This window comes from Rhodobacter xanthinilyticus (assembly GCF_001856665.1).
Classification (GTDB): Bacteria; Pseudomonadota; Alphaproteobacteria; order Rhodobacterales; family Rhodobacteraceae; genus Rhodobacter; species Rhodobacter xanthinilyticus.
In genome coordinates, this window is record NZ_CP017781.1 from 2,999,573 (window position 1) to 3,016,187 (window position 16,615).

15 protein-coding genes are annotated in these 16,615 nt (G+C 66.0%); 6 read left to right on the forward strand and 9 right to left on the reverse strand.

Going from position 1 to position 16,615, the window contains the following annotated elements; genetic code table 11:
* Positions 1 to 21 precede the first annotated feature (21 nt).
* From yidC to LPB142_RS14675, 4 genes are all read left to right on the forward strand, one after another.
* Positions 22 to 1,839, forward strand: a complete 1,818-nt coding sequence (gene yidC, locus LPB142_RS14660) for a membrane protein insertase YidC (protein WP_071166811.1) — start codon at positions 22 to 24, stop codon at positions 1,837 to 1,839.
* Complete coding sequence (locus LPB142_RS14665; RefSeq protein WP_071166812.1) at positions 1,836 to 2,591, forward strand: MOSC domain-containing protein; 756 nt, start codon at positions 1,836 to 1,838, stop codon at positions 2,589 to 2,591. The genes yidC and LPB142_RS14665 overlap by 4 nt, the downstream gene beginning before the upstream one ends.
* On the forward strand, positions 2,591 to 3,241 hold the full coding sequence (gene yihA, locus LPB142_RS14670; protein ID WP_068765420.1) for a ribosome biogenesis GTP-binding protein YihA/YsxC: 651 nt from the start codon (positions 2,591 to 2,593) through the stop codon (positions 3,239 to 3,241). Before LPB142_RS14665 ends, yihA begins: the two co-directional genes overlap by 1 nt.
* 175 nt (positions 3,242 to 3,416) lie before the next feature.
* Positions 3,417 to 5,039, forward strand: coding sequence for a D-alanyl-D-alanine carboxypeptidase family protein (locus LPB142_RS14675; RefSeq protein ID WP_071166813.1), 1,623 nt, complete (start codon positions 3,417 to 3,419; stop codon positions 5,037 to 5,039).
* A gap of 43 nt (positions 5,040 to 5,082) precedes the next feature.
* Here the strand turns inward: LPB142_RS14675 and ccoS are convergent, their stop codons facing one another.
* The 8 genes from ccoS to ccoN all read right to left on the reverse strand — a co-directional run bounded on the left by ccoS (position 5,083) and on the right by ccoN (position 13,200).
* The gene (gene ccoS, locus LPB142_RS14680) at positions 5,083 to 5,241 is read right to left on the reverse strand and encodes a cbb3-type cytochrome oxidase assembly protein CcoS (RefSeq protein ID WP_071166814.1); all 159 of its coding nucleotides are present in this window, start codon (positions 5,239 to 5,241) and stop codon (positions 5,083 to 5,085) included.
* Between the two features lie 6 nt (positions 5,242 to 5,247).
* Positions 5,248 to 7,500 carry a heavy metal translocating P-type ATPase gene (locus LPB142_RS14685; RefSeq protein ID WP_083392697.1) on the reverse strand — a complete coding sequence of 751 codons (2,253 nt, stop codon included), beginning with the start codon at positions 7,498 to 7,500 and terminating at the stop codon, positions 5,248 to 5,250.
* Between the two features lie 4 nt (positions 7,501 to 7,504).
* A complete protein-coding gene (locus LPB142_RS14690; protein ID WP_071166815.1) occupies positions 7,505 to 7,960 on the reverse strand; it encodes a FixH family protein in 456 nt (151 codons plus the stop codon).
* A gap of 2 nt (positions 7,961 to 7,962) precedes the next feature.
* Positions 7,963 to 9,411: a cytochrome c oxidase accessory protein CcoG gene (gene ccoG / locus LPB142_RS14695; RefSeq protein ID WP_071166816.1), complete on the reverse strand. Its 1,449-nt coding sequence runs from the start codon at positions 9,409 to 9,411 to the stop codon at positions 7,963 to 7,965.
* 319 nt (positions 9,412 to 9,730) lie between these two features.
* Positions 9,731 to 10,624, reverse strand: a complete 894-nt coding sequence (ccoP, locus tag LPB142_RS14700) for a cytochrome-c oxidase, cbb3-type subunit III (protein WP_068765425.1) — start codon at positions 10,622 to 10,624, stop codon at positions 9,731 to 9,733.
* A gap of 15 nt (positions 10,625 to 10,639) precedes the next feature.
* A complete protein-coding gene (locus LPB142_RS14705) occupies positions 10,640 to 10,849 on the reverse strand; it encodes a cbb3-type cytochrome c oxidase subunit 3 (RefSeq protein ID WP_068765426.1) in 210 nt (69 codons plus the stop codon).
* 11 nt (positions 10,850 to 10,860) lie between these two features.
* Complete coding sequence (gene ccoO / locus LPB142_RS14710; RefSeq protein WP_068765427.1) at positions 10,861 to 11,589, reverse strand: cytochrome-c oxidase, cbb3-type subunit II; 729 nt, start codon at positions 11,587 to 11,589, stop codon at positions 10,861 to 10,863.
* A gap of 12 nt (positions 11,590 to 11,601) precedes the next feature.
* Complete coding sequence (gene ccoN / locus LPB142_RS14715; RefSeq protein ID WP_068765428.1) at positions 11,602 to 13,200, reverse strand: cytochrome-c oxidase, cbb3-type subunit I; 1,599 nt, start codon at positions 13,198 to 13,200, stop codon at positions 11,602 to 11,604.
* Positions 13,201 to 13,561: 361 nt separating this feature from the next.
* Here ccoN and LPB142_RS14720 point away from each other — a divergent pair, with 361 nt between their 5' ends.
* On the forward strand, positions 13,562 to 14,401 hold the full coding sequence (locus LPB142_RS14720; protein WP_071166817.1) for a universal stress protein: 840 nt from the start codon (positions 13,562 to 13,564) through the stop codon (positions 14,399 to 14,401).
* 48 nt (positions 14,402 to 14,449) lie between these two features.
* On the opposite strand, the gene fnrL is transcribed toward LPB142_RS14720, so the two are convergent.
* Positions 14,450 to 15,196, reverse strand: a complete 747-nt coding sequence (fnrL, locus tag LPB142_RS14725) for a transcriptional regulator FnrL (RefSeq protein WP_068765430.1) — start codon at positions 15,194 to 15,196, stop codon at positions 14,450 to 14,452.
* A 58-nt stretch (positions 15,197 to 15,254) separates the two neighbouring features.
* Here fnrL and hemN point away from each other — a divergent pair, with 58 nt between their 5' ends.
* Positions 15,255 to 16,610, forward strand: coding sequence for an oxygen-independent coproporphyrinogen III oxidase (gene hemN / locus LPB142_RS14730; protein WP_068765431.1), 1,356 nt, complete (start codon positions 15,255 to 15,257; stop codon positions 16,608 to 16,610).
* Positions 16,611 to 16,615: the final 5 nt, after the last annotated feature.

Sequence of the window (16,615 nt, forward strand, 5' to 3'; positions counted from 1 at the left end):
CAGGTTGGTGGACTGCCCCTCATGGACAATCAGAACAAGAATCTTATCGCTGCAACCGCGCTCTCCGCGCTGGTGCTGATCGGCTGGACCTATTTCTTCCCGCCCGAACAGACCGCGCCGGTCGCGCCGGAGACGGCGACCGAGCAGACCGCCACGGCCGAGGCCCCGGCCGCGCCCGCGGAGGCCGACACGGCCGCAGCCGCGACGCTCGACACCGCGGCGGCGACCGGCCCCGCGGCACGGCGCATCACGATCGACACGCCGGCGCTGACCGGCTCGATCTCGCTCTCGGGCGGTCGCATCGACGATCTCTCGCTCAAGAAATACAAGGAGACGCTGGCTGATGACTCGCCGCTCGTGCGCCTCCTCGCCCCGGTCGACGACCCGGCGCTGAACGCGACCCCCTATTACGCGGTCTATGGCTGGGCCCCGGCGGGCGGGCTCGACCCCGCGCTCGTGCCCGGGCCGAAAACCGTCTGGACCGCGCCGGCCACCGCCAAGCTCACCCCCGCGACGCCGCTCGAGCTCAGCTGGGACAATGGCGCCGGCCTCGTCTTCCATCGCACCATCGCGGTCGATGACGACTACCTTTTCACCATCACCCAAAGCGTCGAGAACAAGACCGGCGCCCCGGTGCGCCTCGCGCCCTACGGGATCATCGCGCGCCACGGCATCCCCGAGGGCAACCGCGTCTACGTCCTTCACGAGGGCGCTGTGCGGATGAGCGATGGCAAGCTCGAAGAGGTGAAATACAAGGATATCACCAAGCTCGACCCGATCGAGGCCGAAGGTCAGGCCGAGCTCACGCAGGTCACCGAAAGCGGCTGGACCGGCTTTACCGACAAATACTGGATGACCACGCTTGCGCCGATCGATGGCGCCTTCACCTCGGTCGTCAAATACACCGCCAACGCCGATCTCTACCAGACCGAGGCGCGCCTGCCGGTGATCGAGGTCGCCCCCGGCGCGACCGGCAAGGCCGAGACCCGTCTCTTCGCCGGCGCGAAGGAATGGGAGGCGATCCGCCATTACCAGAACGATGTCGGCATCAAGGGCTTCATCGACTCGATCGACTGGGGCTGGTTCTACTTCCTGACCAAGCCGATGTTCCGCCTGCTGCACTGGCTCCATGGCGCGATCGGCAACATGGGCTGGGCGATCATCGCGCTGACCATCATCATCAAGGCCCTCGTCTTCCCGCTGGCCCGCAAATCCTACATCTCGATGGCGAAGATGAAGGAGCTGCAGCCCGAGATGGAAGCGCTCAAGGAGCGCAACAAGGGCAATTCTGCCGCGATGCAGAAAGACATGATGGAGCTCTACAAGCGCGAGAAGGTGAACCCCGCCGCGGGCTGCCTGCCGATCCTGCTGCAGATCCCGATCTTCTTCTCGCTCTACAAGGTGATCTACGTCACCATCGAGCTCTACCACGCGCCGTTCATCGGCTGGATCCGCGACCTTTCCGCGCCCGATCCGTCCTCGATCCTGAACCTCTTCGGCCTGCTGCCCTTCGCAACGCCCGAACCCGGCTCCATGTTCTTCATGTTCTCGCTGGGCGTGCTGCCGATCCTGCTCGGCATCTCGATGTGGTTCCAGCAAAAGCTCAACCCCGCGCCGACCGATGCCAGCCAGGCGATGATCTTCGCCTGGATGCCCTGGATCTTCATGTTCATGCTGGGCAGCTTCGCCTCGGGCCTCGTGCTCTACTGGATCGCGAACAACACGATCACCTTCCTCCAGCAATACACGATCATGACGATGCACGGCAAACGCCCGGAGCTCTTCGATAACATCAAGTCGAGCTTCGCCAAGAAAACGCCGGCCGACCCGAAGAAATGAGCGCCCGGCTCGCCCATATCTTCCGACATCCGATCAAGTCGATCGGCTTCGAGGAAATCCGCAGCGCGTCCCTCACGGAGGGGCGCGTTCTGCCTTTCGACCGGCTCTGGGCGCTCTCGCATGAGGCGGCGAGCTTCGAGGGCCCGCTGACCGATTGGGCGCCTAAACGCAATTTCGTCCGCGGCGTCGCGGCGCCGGGGCTGATGGCCATCGCCGCGCGGACCCTGGAGGACGGCACGATCGAGCTCACCCACCCCGAGCTCTGGCATCTGCGCCTCGACCCGCAGAGCCCCGCCGATCAGGCGAAACTGATCGAATGGCTGCGCCCGCTCTGGCCCGCAAACCGCCCCGCCCCCCGCGCCATGGAGCGCGTCGCGGGGCTTTCGCTCACGGACATGCGCGAGCCCTATATCTCGATCCTGTCGCTCAGCTCGCTCGCCGCGCTCTCGGCCGCGGCGGGGCGCGCGCTTTCGCCGCACCGCTTCCGCGGCAACCTCTGGGTCGAGGGCTGGGAGAGCGCCGCCGAGCGCGATCTGATCGGCCGCCGCCTGCGGGTGGGCGAGGCCGAGCTCGAGGTGGCCATGCCGATCACCCGCTGCCGCGCGACCTGCGCGAACCCCGAAACCGGCCGCGAGGATCACGAGACGCTCGCGACCCTCACCGGCCTTTGGGGCAACACCCATTTCGGCGTCTATGCGACGGTCGTGAAGACCGGCGACATCGGGCGCGGAGACAGCGTCGAGGTGCTTTGATGCAACTGCAATTCCAACTCGCCCCCGAGCCCGAACCGATCGCCGCCGAGCGCGGGCGGCTCCTCTTCGCCGCGCCGGTCGAGTTCCTCAAAGGCGTCGTCGCGATGAACGGCCTGCCGCCCTCGGACCGGGTCGAAATCTGTTTCGCGGGCCGCTCGAATGTCGGAAAATCGAGCCTGATCAACGCGTTGACCAACCGCAAGAACCTCGCGCGCGCCTCCAACACGCCCGGCCGCACGCAGGAGATCAACTTCTTCACCACCCAGGGCGGCCCCTATCTCGTCGACCTGCCCGGCTATGGTTTCGCCGAGGCGCCGGTCAATATCGTTAAGAAATGGCAAGAACTGCTGAAGGCCTATCTCTCCGGCCGGGTGAACCTGCGCCGCGCCTTCGTGCTGATCGACGCGCGCCACGGCGTGAAGAAGGTCGATGAGGAGATCCTGTCGCTGCTCGACCGCTCGGCCGTGACCTTTCAGGTGGTGATGACCAAGGTCGACAAGATCTCGAAGGCCGAGCGCGAGAAGGTGATCGCCCAGGTCAAGGGCGCGCTCGCGAAGCACCCCGCCGCCCACCCGGAGATCGTGGTGACCTCCTCGGAGAAGGGCGAGGGGATCGAAACGCTCCGCGCGATCATCGCCACTTTGGAGTAACACCAGCCTTGGTGCAGCCCCGCCGCAGCGCCGCGAAATCTTGCGTCATGGCAGAAAAGCCGCAGTCAAACACATTGAAATTAGGCGGTTTTCAGCATCGAAAACCCGTGCTAGGCTGCTCCGATAAGCCCCACATAAAACAATCGGGGCGAGAGGCAGTAAAAGGGCAAGAACCGTGACCACGCTCGCGCGCTGGGTCCGTCATGGGCTGTTGGCAATCCTCCTGATCATCGCTCCCGTTGCGGCTTTCGCGGCGCCCTATGCGGCGCTCGTGATGGATGCGCGCACCGGCGAGGTGCTTTACGCCAAGAACGCCGACACCCGATTGCACCCCGCCTCGCTGACCAAGATGATGACCCTCTACATCACCTTCCAGGCGCTCGAACGCGGCGAGATCAGCCTCGATTCGGTGGTGACCGTCACCCCCCATGCCGCAAGCCAGCCGCCCTCGCGGCTCGGGCTGCGCCCCGGCCAGAAGATCCAGGTCCGCTATCTGATCCGCGCCGCCGCGATCAAATCGGCCAATGACGCCGCCGCCGCGCTTGGCGATTTCATCGGCGGCGACGAGGCGCGCTTTGCCGCGCGGATGAACGCGACCGCCAAGGCGCTCGGCATGAAGAGCACCACTTTCAAGAACGCCAACGGCCTGACCCGCGCCGGCCACCTCTCGACCGCGCGCGACATGACCGTTCTCGGGCGCCGGCTGTTTTACGATTTCCCGCAATATTACAACATCTTCTCGCGTCGCACCGCCGATGCCGGGATCGCCCAGGTCGCCAATACGAACCGCCGTTTCCTCGACGCCTATGAGGGCGCCGACGGGATCAAGACGGGCTACACCGTGCCCGCGGGCTTCAACCTGACCGCCTCGGCGCAGCGCGGCAACAAGCGCATCATCGCGACCGTCTTCGGCGGCACTTCGACCGCGCAGCGCAACGCGAAGATGGCGGAACTCCTCGACATGGGCTTTGGCCGCGCGCCGGGCAAGGTCGAGGAGAAACGCCCCGCGCCGCTCGGCCTGATCGCCGAAGCCGAGGTGCCGAAGGACGAGGTTGAGGTCGCGGCCGCCGTGCCGGTCGCGAGCGCCAAGACCATCCGTGTGACGCCCGCGCCCGCCGCGAGCCCGCGCCCGATCGCCCGCCCCGGCGTCGTGTCGCATGACCGCGAGGCGATCGCGCTGGCGCTGAACTCGGCCGTGAACGCCGCCCCGGCGGCGGCGCCTGCCGCGCCGATCGAGGCGGTGACCGAGGTCGTGGCCGCCGCCCCGACCGAAGCCACCCCGCGCCCCGCCGCCGCCGCCCCCGCGCGCGAGCAGTTCATCCAGGCCAATGCGCCGCAGCCCGAAACCCTCGCCATGGCCGATTTCGACGAGGCCGAGGCGCAGGGCGATGCGCCGCCCTCCGAGCCGATCTTTGCGCAAACCACCCAGCCGCAGCCCGAGACCCTCGAGATGGCCACCCAGCCGCAGGCGCGCTCGGAGACGATGATCCTCGCCGCGCTGAGCCCGCCGGCCCCCGCCCCGCAGGCGGCGCCGGTGGTGGTGGCGCGCGCCTCCTCCTCGGGCGGGCGCAACTGGGGCATTTCGCTGGGCAAATACGCCTCGCATTACGCCGCCGAACGCGCGCTCCTGAAGACGGCTTTGATGGAGAGCGACACGCTCGGCGATGCGCTGCGCAAGGTCGCGACCCGCAAGACCGGGTTCGAGGCGAATTTCGTGGGGCTGTCGAAGGCCGATGCGGAGCTGGCCTGCGCGCGGCTCAGCGCGCGTGACAGCGATTGCACGGTGATCGGGCCCTGAGGCCCGGCCCTTCCTGCTCGGGATGACCGATCCGCCCGCCGCCTCAGGCCCGCGGGTGATCGTCGTATTTGTCGGAGAGGATCCGCTCGCTGTCGCCCTTCGGGTCGTCATACTGGCGCGTGCGCAGCGACCAGAAGAAGGCGACGAGACCTATGCCGCCGAGAAACAGCGAGATCGGGATCAGGTAGACGAGAACTTCCATCAGGGCTCACTTCAGGCGCAGCGAATTGAGCGACACTGTAATCGAGGAGGTCGACATCGCCAAGGCCGCGGCGAGCGGCGTGGCGAGACCGACGAGCGCGATCGGCACGGCGACGATGTTGTAAGCGATGGAAATCGCGAAGTTCTGCTTGATCCGGCGGCGGGCGAGCACGGCGATGCGCGCGGCCTCGGCCACCGGCGCGAGATCCTGGCCCAGCAGCACGATATCGGAAGCCGTGCGCGCCGCATCGAGCGCAGAGGCCGGCGAGACCGAGACATGGGCGGCGGTGAGCGCGGCGGTATCGTTGAGCCCGTCACCCACCATCAAGACCCGCGCTCCCTGCCCGGTCAGCTCGGCCACGAGCGCGGCCTTTTCCTGCGGCAAGGCGCCCGCGCGCCATTCGGTGATGCCAAGGCGCGCGGCGAGCGCGGCGACCGCGCCCTCGACATCGCCCGAGACGAGCAGCACCCGCTTGCCCTGGCCGTGGAAGGTCGCGACCGCCTCCTCGGCGCCCGGGCGCAGGCTATCGGCAAAACGGATGGTGATCGGCGCGCCCGCGCCGATGCGCAGATGCGTCGCGGTCGTTTCGCCGGCCTCGGCGCCGACCCAATCGGCGCGCCCGAGCCGCAAGATCTGGCCATCAAGGCGGCCCTCGACCCCATATCCGGGAAGTTCGCGCAGATCCTCCAGAAGAGCGGGCGCCACGCCGAGCGCCCCCGCCGCGGCATGGATCGCGCGGGCGAGCGGATGTGAGGAGCCCTCGGCCAGCGCCGCCGCGGCCGCGATTTCCGCGGGCGAGAGATCGGCGAGGTTCACCGGCTCCGGCGCGCCCATGGTCAGCGTGCCGGTCTTGTCGAAGACAACCGTGTCGACCTCGGCGAGGCGCTCGAGCGCGGTGCCGTCCTTGATCAGCAGCCCGCGCCGGAAGAGCCGCCCCGAGGCGGCCGTCACCACCGCCGGCACCGCAAGGCCAAGCGCGCAGGGGCAGGTGATGATCAGCACCGCCGCCGAGATATTGACCGCATAGCGCACATCGCCGCCGGTCAGCCACAGCCAGGTGCCAAACGCGGTGAAGGAGAGCAGGTGCACGAGCGGCGAATAGGCGCGCGCGGCCCGTTCGGCAAGCGAGGTGTAACGGGTCTTGGCGCTCTCGGCCATCGCGACGAGATCGGCCATGCGGTGCAGCGAGCTGTCCTTGCCGGCGGCGGTGACGCGCAGGGTGAGCGGGCCGGTGAGGTTCACCTCGCCCGCCGAGAGCATCGCGCCGGGGCCGACATAGACCGGCAGGCTCTCTCCGGTCAGGAGCGAGCGGTCAGTCTCCGAGCTGCCCTCGGTCACCTCGCCATCCGCCGGGATCCGCCCGCCGGGGCGCACGCGGATGAGATCGCCCGGGACGAGCTCGCCCACCGGCACCACGACCTCGGCGCCGCCGCGCAGCACCGTCGCGCGCGGCACTTCGAGCGCGGCGAGTTCCTCGGCCGCCGAGCGCGCCACCGCGCGGGTGCGGTAATCGAGGTAGCGCCCGACGAGCAGGAAGAAGGTCAGCATCACCGCCGCGTCGAAATAGGCGTGATGGCCGTGTTTGATCGTCTCGAAGACCGAGATCGAGGAGGCGAGGATGATCGCGAGCGAGATCGGCACATCCATCCCGAGCCGCCCGCCCTTGAGCGAGGCCCAGGCCGAGGCGAAGAACGGCTGGCCGGCGAAGGCCACGGTCGGCAGCGCGATCGCGGCGGAAATCCAGTGGAAGAGGTCGCGCGTAGCGGCCTCGGCCCCCGACCAGACCGCGATCGAGAGCAGCATGATATTCATCATGGCAAAGCCCGAGACGCCGATTCGCATCAGCAGATCGCGGCCACGTTTGTCGGTCTCGGTGGCCGAAAGCATACCCGCGTCGAGCTCATAGGCCTCGTAGCCGATCCCGTCGAGCGTCTCGATCAGCTCGGCCGGGGTCACCTGCGCCTCGGCATCGACGGAGACGCGTTTGAGCGTGAGGTTGACGCGCGCCGAGCGCACGCCGGGGTGGCGCTCCATCGCGCGCTCGACATCGGTGATGCAGACGGCGCAATGCGCGGTGGGCAGCGAGAGCATGATCCGCGCGCCCTTCAGATCGCCCGAGCGCGCAAGTTGCTCGGCCGAGGGCGCGGCCAGACAGGCCGGGCAGGCCGAGGCAGAGACGTGCTCCTCGGAAAAATCGGCGCCGTCGGCAGCCCCGGCGGCACGCAGATCGGCGGAACCGGCGACCGGCGCGACCGTCATCGGATCAGCCCTCGATGAAGAGATCGATGCGCTGACGGAATTCGGTCCCGTCAGCCGCCGTGGCATCGAGATGGATCAGCCAGGCGCCCGGCTCGAGCGTCACCGGCGCGGTGAAAACCGCGCCGGCCTGGGTGAACTTCGGCTCGGCATCGGCGCGCACATGGGTGGTGCGGCCGACCAGCGCCTTGAGCTCGGCGACCGGCGCGGGCAGCCCGGCCTTGTCGCGCACCACAAGAGACAGCACGCCGTTTTCATAGCTCGGCTCGACCGTCCAGCCGAGCGCCTCCTGCGCCGCCCGCTCCTTGTCGAAGCTTTGCGAGGCGACGTAGGAGTTCGGAACCTCAAGCCCGGGGAAGGTGCTGACCGCCTGCCAGGCCATCACGAGGTTCACCCCGATGATGATCCCGAAAGCGCCAACCGCGAAGGCCAGAACCTTCTTGCCGGTAATCTCTTTGGCCATTCTTACCTGCCCATGCCGTTGAAGACCGTGCCGACCGCAGCCCGTGCGGGCGAGCCGACTTCCTCAACCCATACACGCAAATCGGTCCGGTCCGCCAGAGCCAGCGCCGAGCGCGGCGCGGCTTCGAGATAGACGCGCTGGTTGAGCGTCTCATCGGCCGGAGCGGTGAGCTCAGCGGCGCTCTCGCCCTCGAGGATCAGCGTCAGATCCGGCACCGGCTGGCCGCTCGGATCGGTCACGGTGACCTTGAAGGTGGTGTCGGAGCCATTCTTGTTGCGCAGCCGCATCGTATAGATGTTGCGGACGGTGCCATCGCCCTGCACCACATAGAGCGGGTCACGGTTCGGCGTCAGGTTGAAATCGATCGGCGAGCGCAGGAACAGCGCGACGATCAGCGCGATGCCGATCCCCGCCCAGAGGGTGAAATAGAGCACCGTGCGCGGCCGGAAGATATGTTTCCAGACCTTCTTCGGATGGCCGCCGGCGCGCTCGATATTTTCGTCCTTGAGCGCCATGTAGCCGATCAGCCCGCGCGGCTTGCCGATCTTGTCCATCATTTCGTTGCACGCGTCGATGCACAGCCCGCAGGTGATGCATTCGAGCTGCTGACCGTTGCGGATGTCGATCCCCATCGGGCAGACCGCGAAACAGGCGTTACAGTCGATGCAATCACCCTGGCCCTCGGTGGTGGTCTGGCCTTTCTTGAGCTTGCCACGCGGCTCGCCGCGCCATTCGCGATAGGCGATGGTGAGCGTGTCCTCATCCATCATCGCGGCCTGAATCCGCGGCCAGGGGCAGGCGTAGATGCACATCTGTTCGCGCGCGAAGCCGCCGAAGGCGAAGGTCGTCGCGGTCGCCACGATCACGGTGAGATAGGCCACCGTCGGCGCGGTGCCGTTGAGCAGCTCCTTGAGCAGCGTCGGCGCATCGGTGAAGTAGAAGACCCAGGCGCCGCCGGTCGCGAGGCCGATAAGCAGCCACAGCGTCCATTTCGTCAGCCGCTTGCGGATCTTCTCGGCATCCCATTTCTGGCGCAGAAGCCGGATGCGGGCGTTGCGGTCGCCCTCGACCCAGCGCTCGACGAGGATGAAAAGGTCGGTCCAGACGGTCTGCGGGCAAGCATAGCCGCACCAGACGCGCCCCGCGGCCGAGGTGAACAGGAAGAGCCCGAGCCCCGCCATGATCAACAGCCCCGCCACGAAGTAGAATTCATGCGGCCAGATCTCGATCATGAAGAAGAAGAAGCGCCGATTCGCGAGATCGAGGAGCACCGCCTGATCGGGCAGCGCCGGGCCCCGCTCCCAGCGGATCCAGGGGGTGATGTAGTAAATGCCGAGCATCACCGCCATCAGCACCCATTTCATCGTGCGGAAGTTGCCCGACACACGTTTGGGGAAAATCGGTTCGCGGGCAGCATAGAGCGGCGGTTCGGAATGTTCGGTGGAGCTCACGACTCTCTCCGTTGGCTAGATCTGGCTAGGTTCGGTCCCTTCTCCTATGGCGCAGGTCAAAAGACTTTGACATGCGTCAAAAAGGCGGGTTTCCGATACAGGTATTGCGCGGCACGGCGTCTCGCGGGGCGGGCCCAGGCGCCAAGGATCGCACAAAACCTTTGACGAATAACGGATTTCGCTCAAAGGTATATCCTGAATATAGAAAAGGCGCGACCGAAGTCACGCCCTAAAAAGACACCGGCGCCCCCAGGAAACGCGCGAACAGGACGGGGCGCCGGTGCTACCCGGGGGGGCCGAGGCCCCCCCGAATATCTCGTTACTGACCGCCACCCAGCGAGTGGACATAGGCCGAGACGGCGCGGATCTGCGCTTCCGACAGGCGCGCGGTGCCGCCTTCGGGGACGTAGCTCCACGAGGGCATGACGCCCGCACGGCCGTATTGGATGGTCTGGGTCAGGGTCGCGACATCGCCACCATAGAGCCAGATCGCATCGGTCAGGTTCGGCGCACCGGTTTCCACCATGCCCTTGGCGTCTTCGCCGTGGCAGGCAACGCAGTTTTCGGCGAAGAGCGTCGCGCCCTCGGTGGCCGCCGCGGCATCCGCCGTCTGGCCCGAGATTTGCAGGACATATTGCACGACCTGGTCGATTTGCTCCTGGGTCAGGATCTCATCGGTCAGGTGCGCGGGCATCGCCGCCGCCGGGTTGGTATCGGGATCGAGCGGATCGCGGATCCCGTGCTGCACGTCGGCATAGATCTGTTCGATCGAGCCGCCGAAGAGCCAGTCGTTGTCGAGCAGGTTCGGGAAGCCCTTGTTGCCGCCCGCGCCCGCGCCGTGACACTGCGCACACCAGGTGCGGAACACGGCCGCCCCGGCGTTACGGGTGTAGTCGGCGAGCTCCGGGTCGTTGGCGATCTGGGTCAGATCGGCCGCGACCAGTTTCTCTTCGACCGGCTTGTTGGCCGCCGCGTAACGGTCGATCTCCGCCTGCACATCGGCCCGGGTCGACGCGCCCATCAGGCCCGGCGTCGCGCCGCTCTGGAAGATCGGCCATGCCGGCATCGCGACCGAATAGCCAACGCCCCAGACGATACAGGCGTAGAAAGTCCACAGCCACCAGCGCGGCAGGGGGTTGTTGTATTCAGAGATCCCGTCCCACGAGTGACCCGTGGTCTCGACATCCTGTTTCTTGGTCGGTTTTTTGCTCATTTCGTCCACGCCTCCTTACAACGTGGCGCCGTCGTCCTTGCAGCCGCCGGAGCAGCCGCCAGAACAGGCGGGTTTGTCATCATGCCGGAAGGGGATGCTTGCCGTGTCCTCGTGGGTCTTGCGCGACCCCGGACGGAACATGAACAGCACCGCGCCGATGAAGACGGCGAACATGCCGAGCGCCGCCCAGCTATCCGCGAATTCCCGGAGGATATGGTAGTCCATCCCCTGCCTCCTTAGCGACTTGCCACGGGTTCGAAGGTCGAGAAATCGACCATCGTGCCGAGAACCTGAAGATAGGCAACCAGAGCATCCATTTCCGAGATGCCGGGCTGACCATCGAAGTTACGGACGTTCACCTTGTCGCCGTAGCGCGCAAGCAGCCCATCGGTATCTGCGTTCGGGTCCGCCTGGGCGGCAAAGTCCGCTTTGGCAGCCTCGATCATCTCCGAGGTATAGGGCACGCCGACGAGCGAGTCGGTCGACAGGCGGTCTTCGATGAATTCGGGCGCGATCATGCGGTTCTTGAGGAACCCGTATTTCGGCATCACCGATTCCGGCACGACCGATTGCGGGTTCGTCAGGTGGTCCACATGCCACGCATCCGAATAGCGGTTGCCGACGCGGGCGAGGTCGGGCCCCGTCCGCTTCGAGCCCCACTGGAACGGGTGGTCATACATCGACTCGGCGGCGAGCGAGTAGTGACCATAGCGTTCCACTTCGTCACGCATCGGGCGGATCATCTGCGAGTGGCAGACATAGCAGCCCTCGCGGATGTAGATATCGCGCCCGGTGAGTTCCAGCGGCGTATAGGGACGCACGCCTTCGACCTTTTCGATGGTGTTCTCGAGGTAGAAGAGCGGGGCGATCTCGACGATGCCGCCGACGGTAACCACCGCGAAGGAGAAGACCAGCAGCAGCGTCGCGTTCTTTTCGATGACGCTGTGTTTATCAAGAAGTGCCATGTGCTGGTCTCCTTATTCGGCCGGGACAGCAGCCACCGAAGCCGCCGCGGCACGCGGTTGCTTGGCGACGGTCGCCCAGAGGTTGTAGGCCATGATGCAGGCACCGGTCAGGTACATCACACCACCCAGACCCCGCACCACATACATCGGGTGCTTCGCGGCCACGGTGTCGGCGAAGGCGTTCACGAGGAAGCCCTGGCTGTCAACTTCGCGCCACATCAGGCCTTCCATGATCCCGGTCACCCACATCGAGGCGGCGTAGAGCACGATGCCGATGGTGGCGAGCCAGAAGTGCCAGCTCACGAGCTTGAGCGAGTAGAGACGCTCACGGGCCCACAGACGCGGCACGAGGAAGTAGAGCGCGCCGAAGGTGATCATGCCGTTCCAGCCCAGAGCGCCGGAGTGGACGTGACCGATGGTCCAGTCGGTGTAGTGCGACAGCGAGTTCACCGCCTTGATCGACATCATCGGGCCTTCGAAGGTCGACATCCCGTAGAAGCCGACGGAGACCACCATCATGCGGATCACCGGGTCGGTGCGCAGCTTGTCCCACGCGCCCGAGAGGGTCATCAGGCCGTTGATCATGCCGCCCCACGAGGGCATCCACAGGATCACCGACATCACCATGCCCAGCGTCGAGGCCCAATCCGGCAGAGCGGTATAGTGCAGGTGGTGCGGACCAGCCCAGATGTAGAGGAAGATCAGCGCCCAGAAGTGCACGATCGACAGTTTGTAGGAGTAGACCGGGCGTTCAGCTTGCTTCGGAACGAAGTAATACATCATGCCGAGGAAGCCGGCGGTCAGGAAGAAGCCCACCGCGTTGTGGCCATACCACCATTGGGTCATCGCGTTTTGCACGCCGGCGAACACCTGCACCGATTTCGAGCCGAAGATCGAGACCGGGATCGCGAGGTTGTTCACGACATGGAGCATCGCGATGGTGATGATGAACGACAGGTAGAACCAGTTGGCCACATAGATGTGGGGTTCTTTACGCTTGATGATGGTGCCGAGGAACGCGACCAGGTAGGCGACCCAGACGATCGTCAGCCACCAGTCGACATACCATTCCGGCTCGGCATATTCCTGCGATTGGGTCGCGCCGAGGATGTAGCCCGAAGCCGCCAGCACGATGAACAGGTTGTAGCCCCAGAAGACGAACCAGCCGAGGCCGCCACCGAAGAGACGCGCCGCCGAGGTGCGTTGCACCACATAGAACGACGAGGCGATCAGCGCGTTGCCACCGAAGGCGAAGATCACCGCCGAGGTGTGCAGCGGGCGCAGCTTGCCGAAGTTCAGGTAGCCCTGGGCCCATTCGAAGTTGAGCGCCGGATAGGCCAGCTGGAAGGCGATGATCACCGCGACCAGGAAGCCCACGATGCCCCACAAGGTCGTTGCGATCACGCCAGCGCGAACCACGCCGTCGAAATATTCCGTTTGCGGGGCCGGAGCCGACCCCAGGGTGCGGAGCACCCAGATGAACGCGATGGCGGCGGCCAGCATGACCTCGATCGCGTTCACCATATACGCAAGATCGCGCGCGTTCGAGGCGGCGATTGCGGCAAGCACCGCAACCAACGCCAGCGCGATCAGCTTAATGTAATCCCACATGTTGTGCGTCCCTTCGTCTTGTCTGCTCCCCTGCCCCGCCCGAGTCGGATGTCGGACAAGAGATTCATGACTGTAGCCCTTGTGGTCATAGGGTATGCCAGATGCCTTGATCTGCATCAAATCCTTCACGTTGCGGTGAGCTGTTTCGCCGCATACGCAAATTTACCATGCGGCTGCTCTGGCAAGGCGTCAAGCGCGCCCCCATATGAGCAGCGGGAATTGCAGCCACCGCGCTCCGCCGATCACACCCCCGTGACCCCGCCGCGCCGGCGCCGCGATTCTGCGGCAAATTGATCCGGGTCAAGGTATCGGGCCGCGCCGGCGCCTAGGATCCGATCTGGAAAACGCGCGGAGGGCAGCCATGTCTTACAAAACCATTCTCACCATCGTCACCGATGCCGAAGCCGCCCGCTGGCAGCTCGACACAGCGATCGCCATGGCCCGGCGGCAGGATGCACATCTCGATGTGCTGTGCATGGGCGTCGATCGCACGCAGACCGGCTATTACTACGCCGGCGCCACCGCCTTCGTTCAGCAAGAAACGCTCGAACGGGCTCAGGAAGATGCGCAAGCCGTTGAAACGGCTGTGAAAAACCGTCTGGCTGGGGAAGACATCCGCTGGGCATCCGAGACGCTCGTGGTGCAGATCGGCGCGATCGCGACGATCGTCGGGCTGCGCGCGCGCTTTGCCGATGTGGTGGTCATGGGCCGCCCCTATGGCAAGGGCCGCGGGCAGGAGCTCGAAGCCGTGGTCGAGGCCGCGCTCTTCGAGGGTCAGGTGCCGGTGCTGATCGTCCCCGATGGCTATTCGGGCGCGGTGGCGGCGGCGAAGGTCGTCGTGGCCTGGAACCAGTCGAACGAGGCGATGAGCGCGATCCGCAAGGCGCTGCCGGTGCTCAAGGCGGCCGATCTGGTCGACATCACCGTCATCGACCCGCCGACCCACGGCCCGGAACGCTCGGACCCGGGCGGCCAGCTCAGCCAGATGCTCGCCCGCCACGGCGTCCATGCCGAGGTCTCGGTGCTTGCCAAGACCATGCCGCGGGTCTCCGACGTGCTCAACCGCCACATCCGCGACACCGATGCGAACCTCGTGGTGATGGGCGCCTATGGCCATTCGCGCTTCCGCGAGGCGATCCTGGGCGGGGCCACGCGCCATATGCTCGAGATGGCCGAAGTGCCGGTCCTGATGGCGCATTGATGCAAAACGGCGCCCTTCGGGGCGCCGCTGTCCTGCCGGGGGCCGCGCTCAGACCAGGAAGCCGCCGTCGGCGTCATCCCCCGCCTCGAGCAGGAGCCGGTCCATATCGGGCACCGTCACATGCCGCTTGCCCTCGAGCTCGATCACCCCGTCGCGCTTGAGCGCCGAAATCTGCCGGCTCACCGTCTCGAGCGTCAGCCCCAGATAATCCGCCATCGCCTCGCGCGTCAGCGGCAGATCGAAGGTCATCCGCCCGGTCGCCGTGCGCAGCTTGATCGAGGCATCGCGCCGCGCCACGATGGAAAGGAGCGAAGCGATCTTCTCGCGCGCGGTCTTGCGGCCCAGAAGCAACATCCATTCCCGCGCCGCGTCGAGCTCGTCGAGGGTCATCTGCAAAAGCCGCTGCGCGATATGCGGCGTGCGGTCCATCATCTCCTCGAAAGGCTTGCGCCGGAAACAGCACATCAGGATGTCGGTCGTCGCGGTGACGTTGTAGGCCGCCGCCTCGCGCCCGGGCCGCCCGACGAAATCCGAGGGCAGCAACAGCCCCACCATCTGCGTGCGCCCATCCTCGAGCGTCTGGGTCAGCGTCGCGATCCCGGTGACAACTGACGCAACGAAATCCATCTTGTCGCCCGCCCAGATCACCGTCTGACCGGCCTCGAAGCTGCGGTAATACTTGATCGATTCGAGCTCATCGAGCTCATCGGTCTCACAGCGCGCGCAGACCGCACGATGCCGGATAGGGCAGTCTCCACAGGCGAGGGAGACCGGATGCACGTCGTCGTGAGCCATTTCGTCTTCTTGATTTGTGTCAAATTCTGTTGCGCGTGTTGTCGGTAAGGATACGCGCATGGAACAGGAATCGCAACTCACCCGGCTCGGGCTCTTCGACGCACGGGTGCCCCGCTATACGAGCTACCCGACCGCGCCCCATTTCGCCAATGATGTGGGGCCTTCGGAGTTTGCCCAATGGATCGAGGCCATCCCCGCGGGGGCGTCGATCTCGCTCTACATGCATGTGCCGTTCTGCCGGCGGCTGTGCTGGTTTTGCGCCTGCCGCACGCAGGGCACGCAGAGCGACGAGCCGGTGCGCGCCTATGCCGAAACGCTGCTGGCCGAGCTGAAGATGCTCAAGGCGCGCCTCGCGCCCGGCGTCACGCTCTCGCGGCTGCATTGGGGCGGCGGCACGCCGACGCTCATGCCCGCCGACATGATGCGCCGCGTGGCCGGCGCCGTCTTCGAAGCGGTGCCGATGGGCCCGGGCGCGGAATTCTCCGTCGAGATCGACCCCAACGAGATCGACGCGGCGCGGATGGATGCGCTCGCCGAAAGCGGCATGAACCGCGCCTCGATCGGGGTGCAGGATTTCGACCCGCAGATCCAGGAAGTCATCGGCCGTGACCAGAGCTATGAGGTCACCCGCGCCGCCGTCGACATGATCCGCGAACGCGGCGTGCAGAGCCTGAACGCCGACATCCTCTACGGCCTGCCCCACCAGACCCCGCGCAAGATCGCGGAATCGGTGCAAAAACTGCTCTCGCTCGGCCCCGACCGGGTGGCGCTCTACGGCTATGCCCATGTGCCCTGGATGGCGCGGCGCCAGACGCTGATCCCCTCGGATCACCTGCCGACCCCGCAAGAACGCCTCGAACTCTTCGAGGTCGCGCGCAAGCTCTTCGTCGCCGATGGCTATGACGAAATCGGCATCGACCATTTCGCGCTGCCCACCGACGGGCTCTCGATCGCCCAGAAAAACGGCCTGCTGCGCCGCAATTTCCAAGGCTATACCGACGACCTCGCCGCAGCGCTCGTCGGCATGGGCGCCTCCTCGATCTCGCGCTTCCCGCAAGGCTATGCGCAAAACGCCCCGGCGACCGGCGCCCATACCGGCGCGATCCGCGACGGCCATTTCTCGACCTCGCGCGGCCATGTCTTCACCGCCGAGGACAAGATGCGCGCGCGGCTGATCGAGGCGCTGATGTGCGATTTCAAGGTCTCCGCCCAGGAACTCACCCGCGACTACGGCGCCGATCCGGTCGCCCTCGCAAAGATGTTCTCAAGCTGCGCCGAGAAATTCGAGGATATGGTCGAGATCACCACGGAAGGCCTCGCGATCCCGGAAAAGGGCCGCCCCCTGACCCGGATGATCGCGCGCCATTTCGACGCCTACGACCTGTCGAAAGCCGGGCACAGCTCGGCAATCTGAGACCT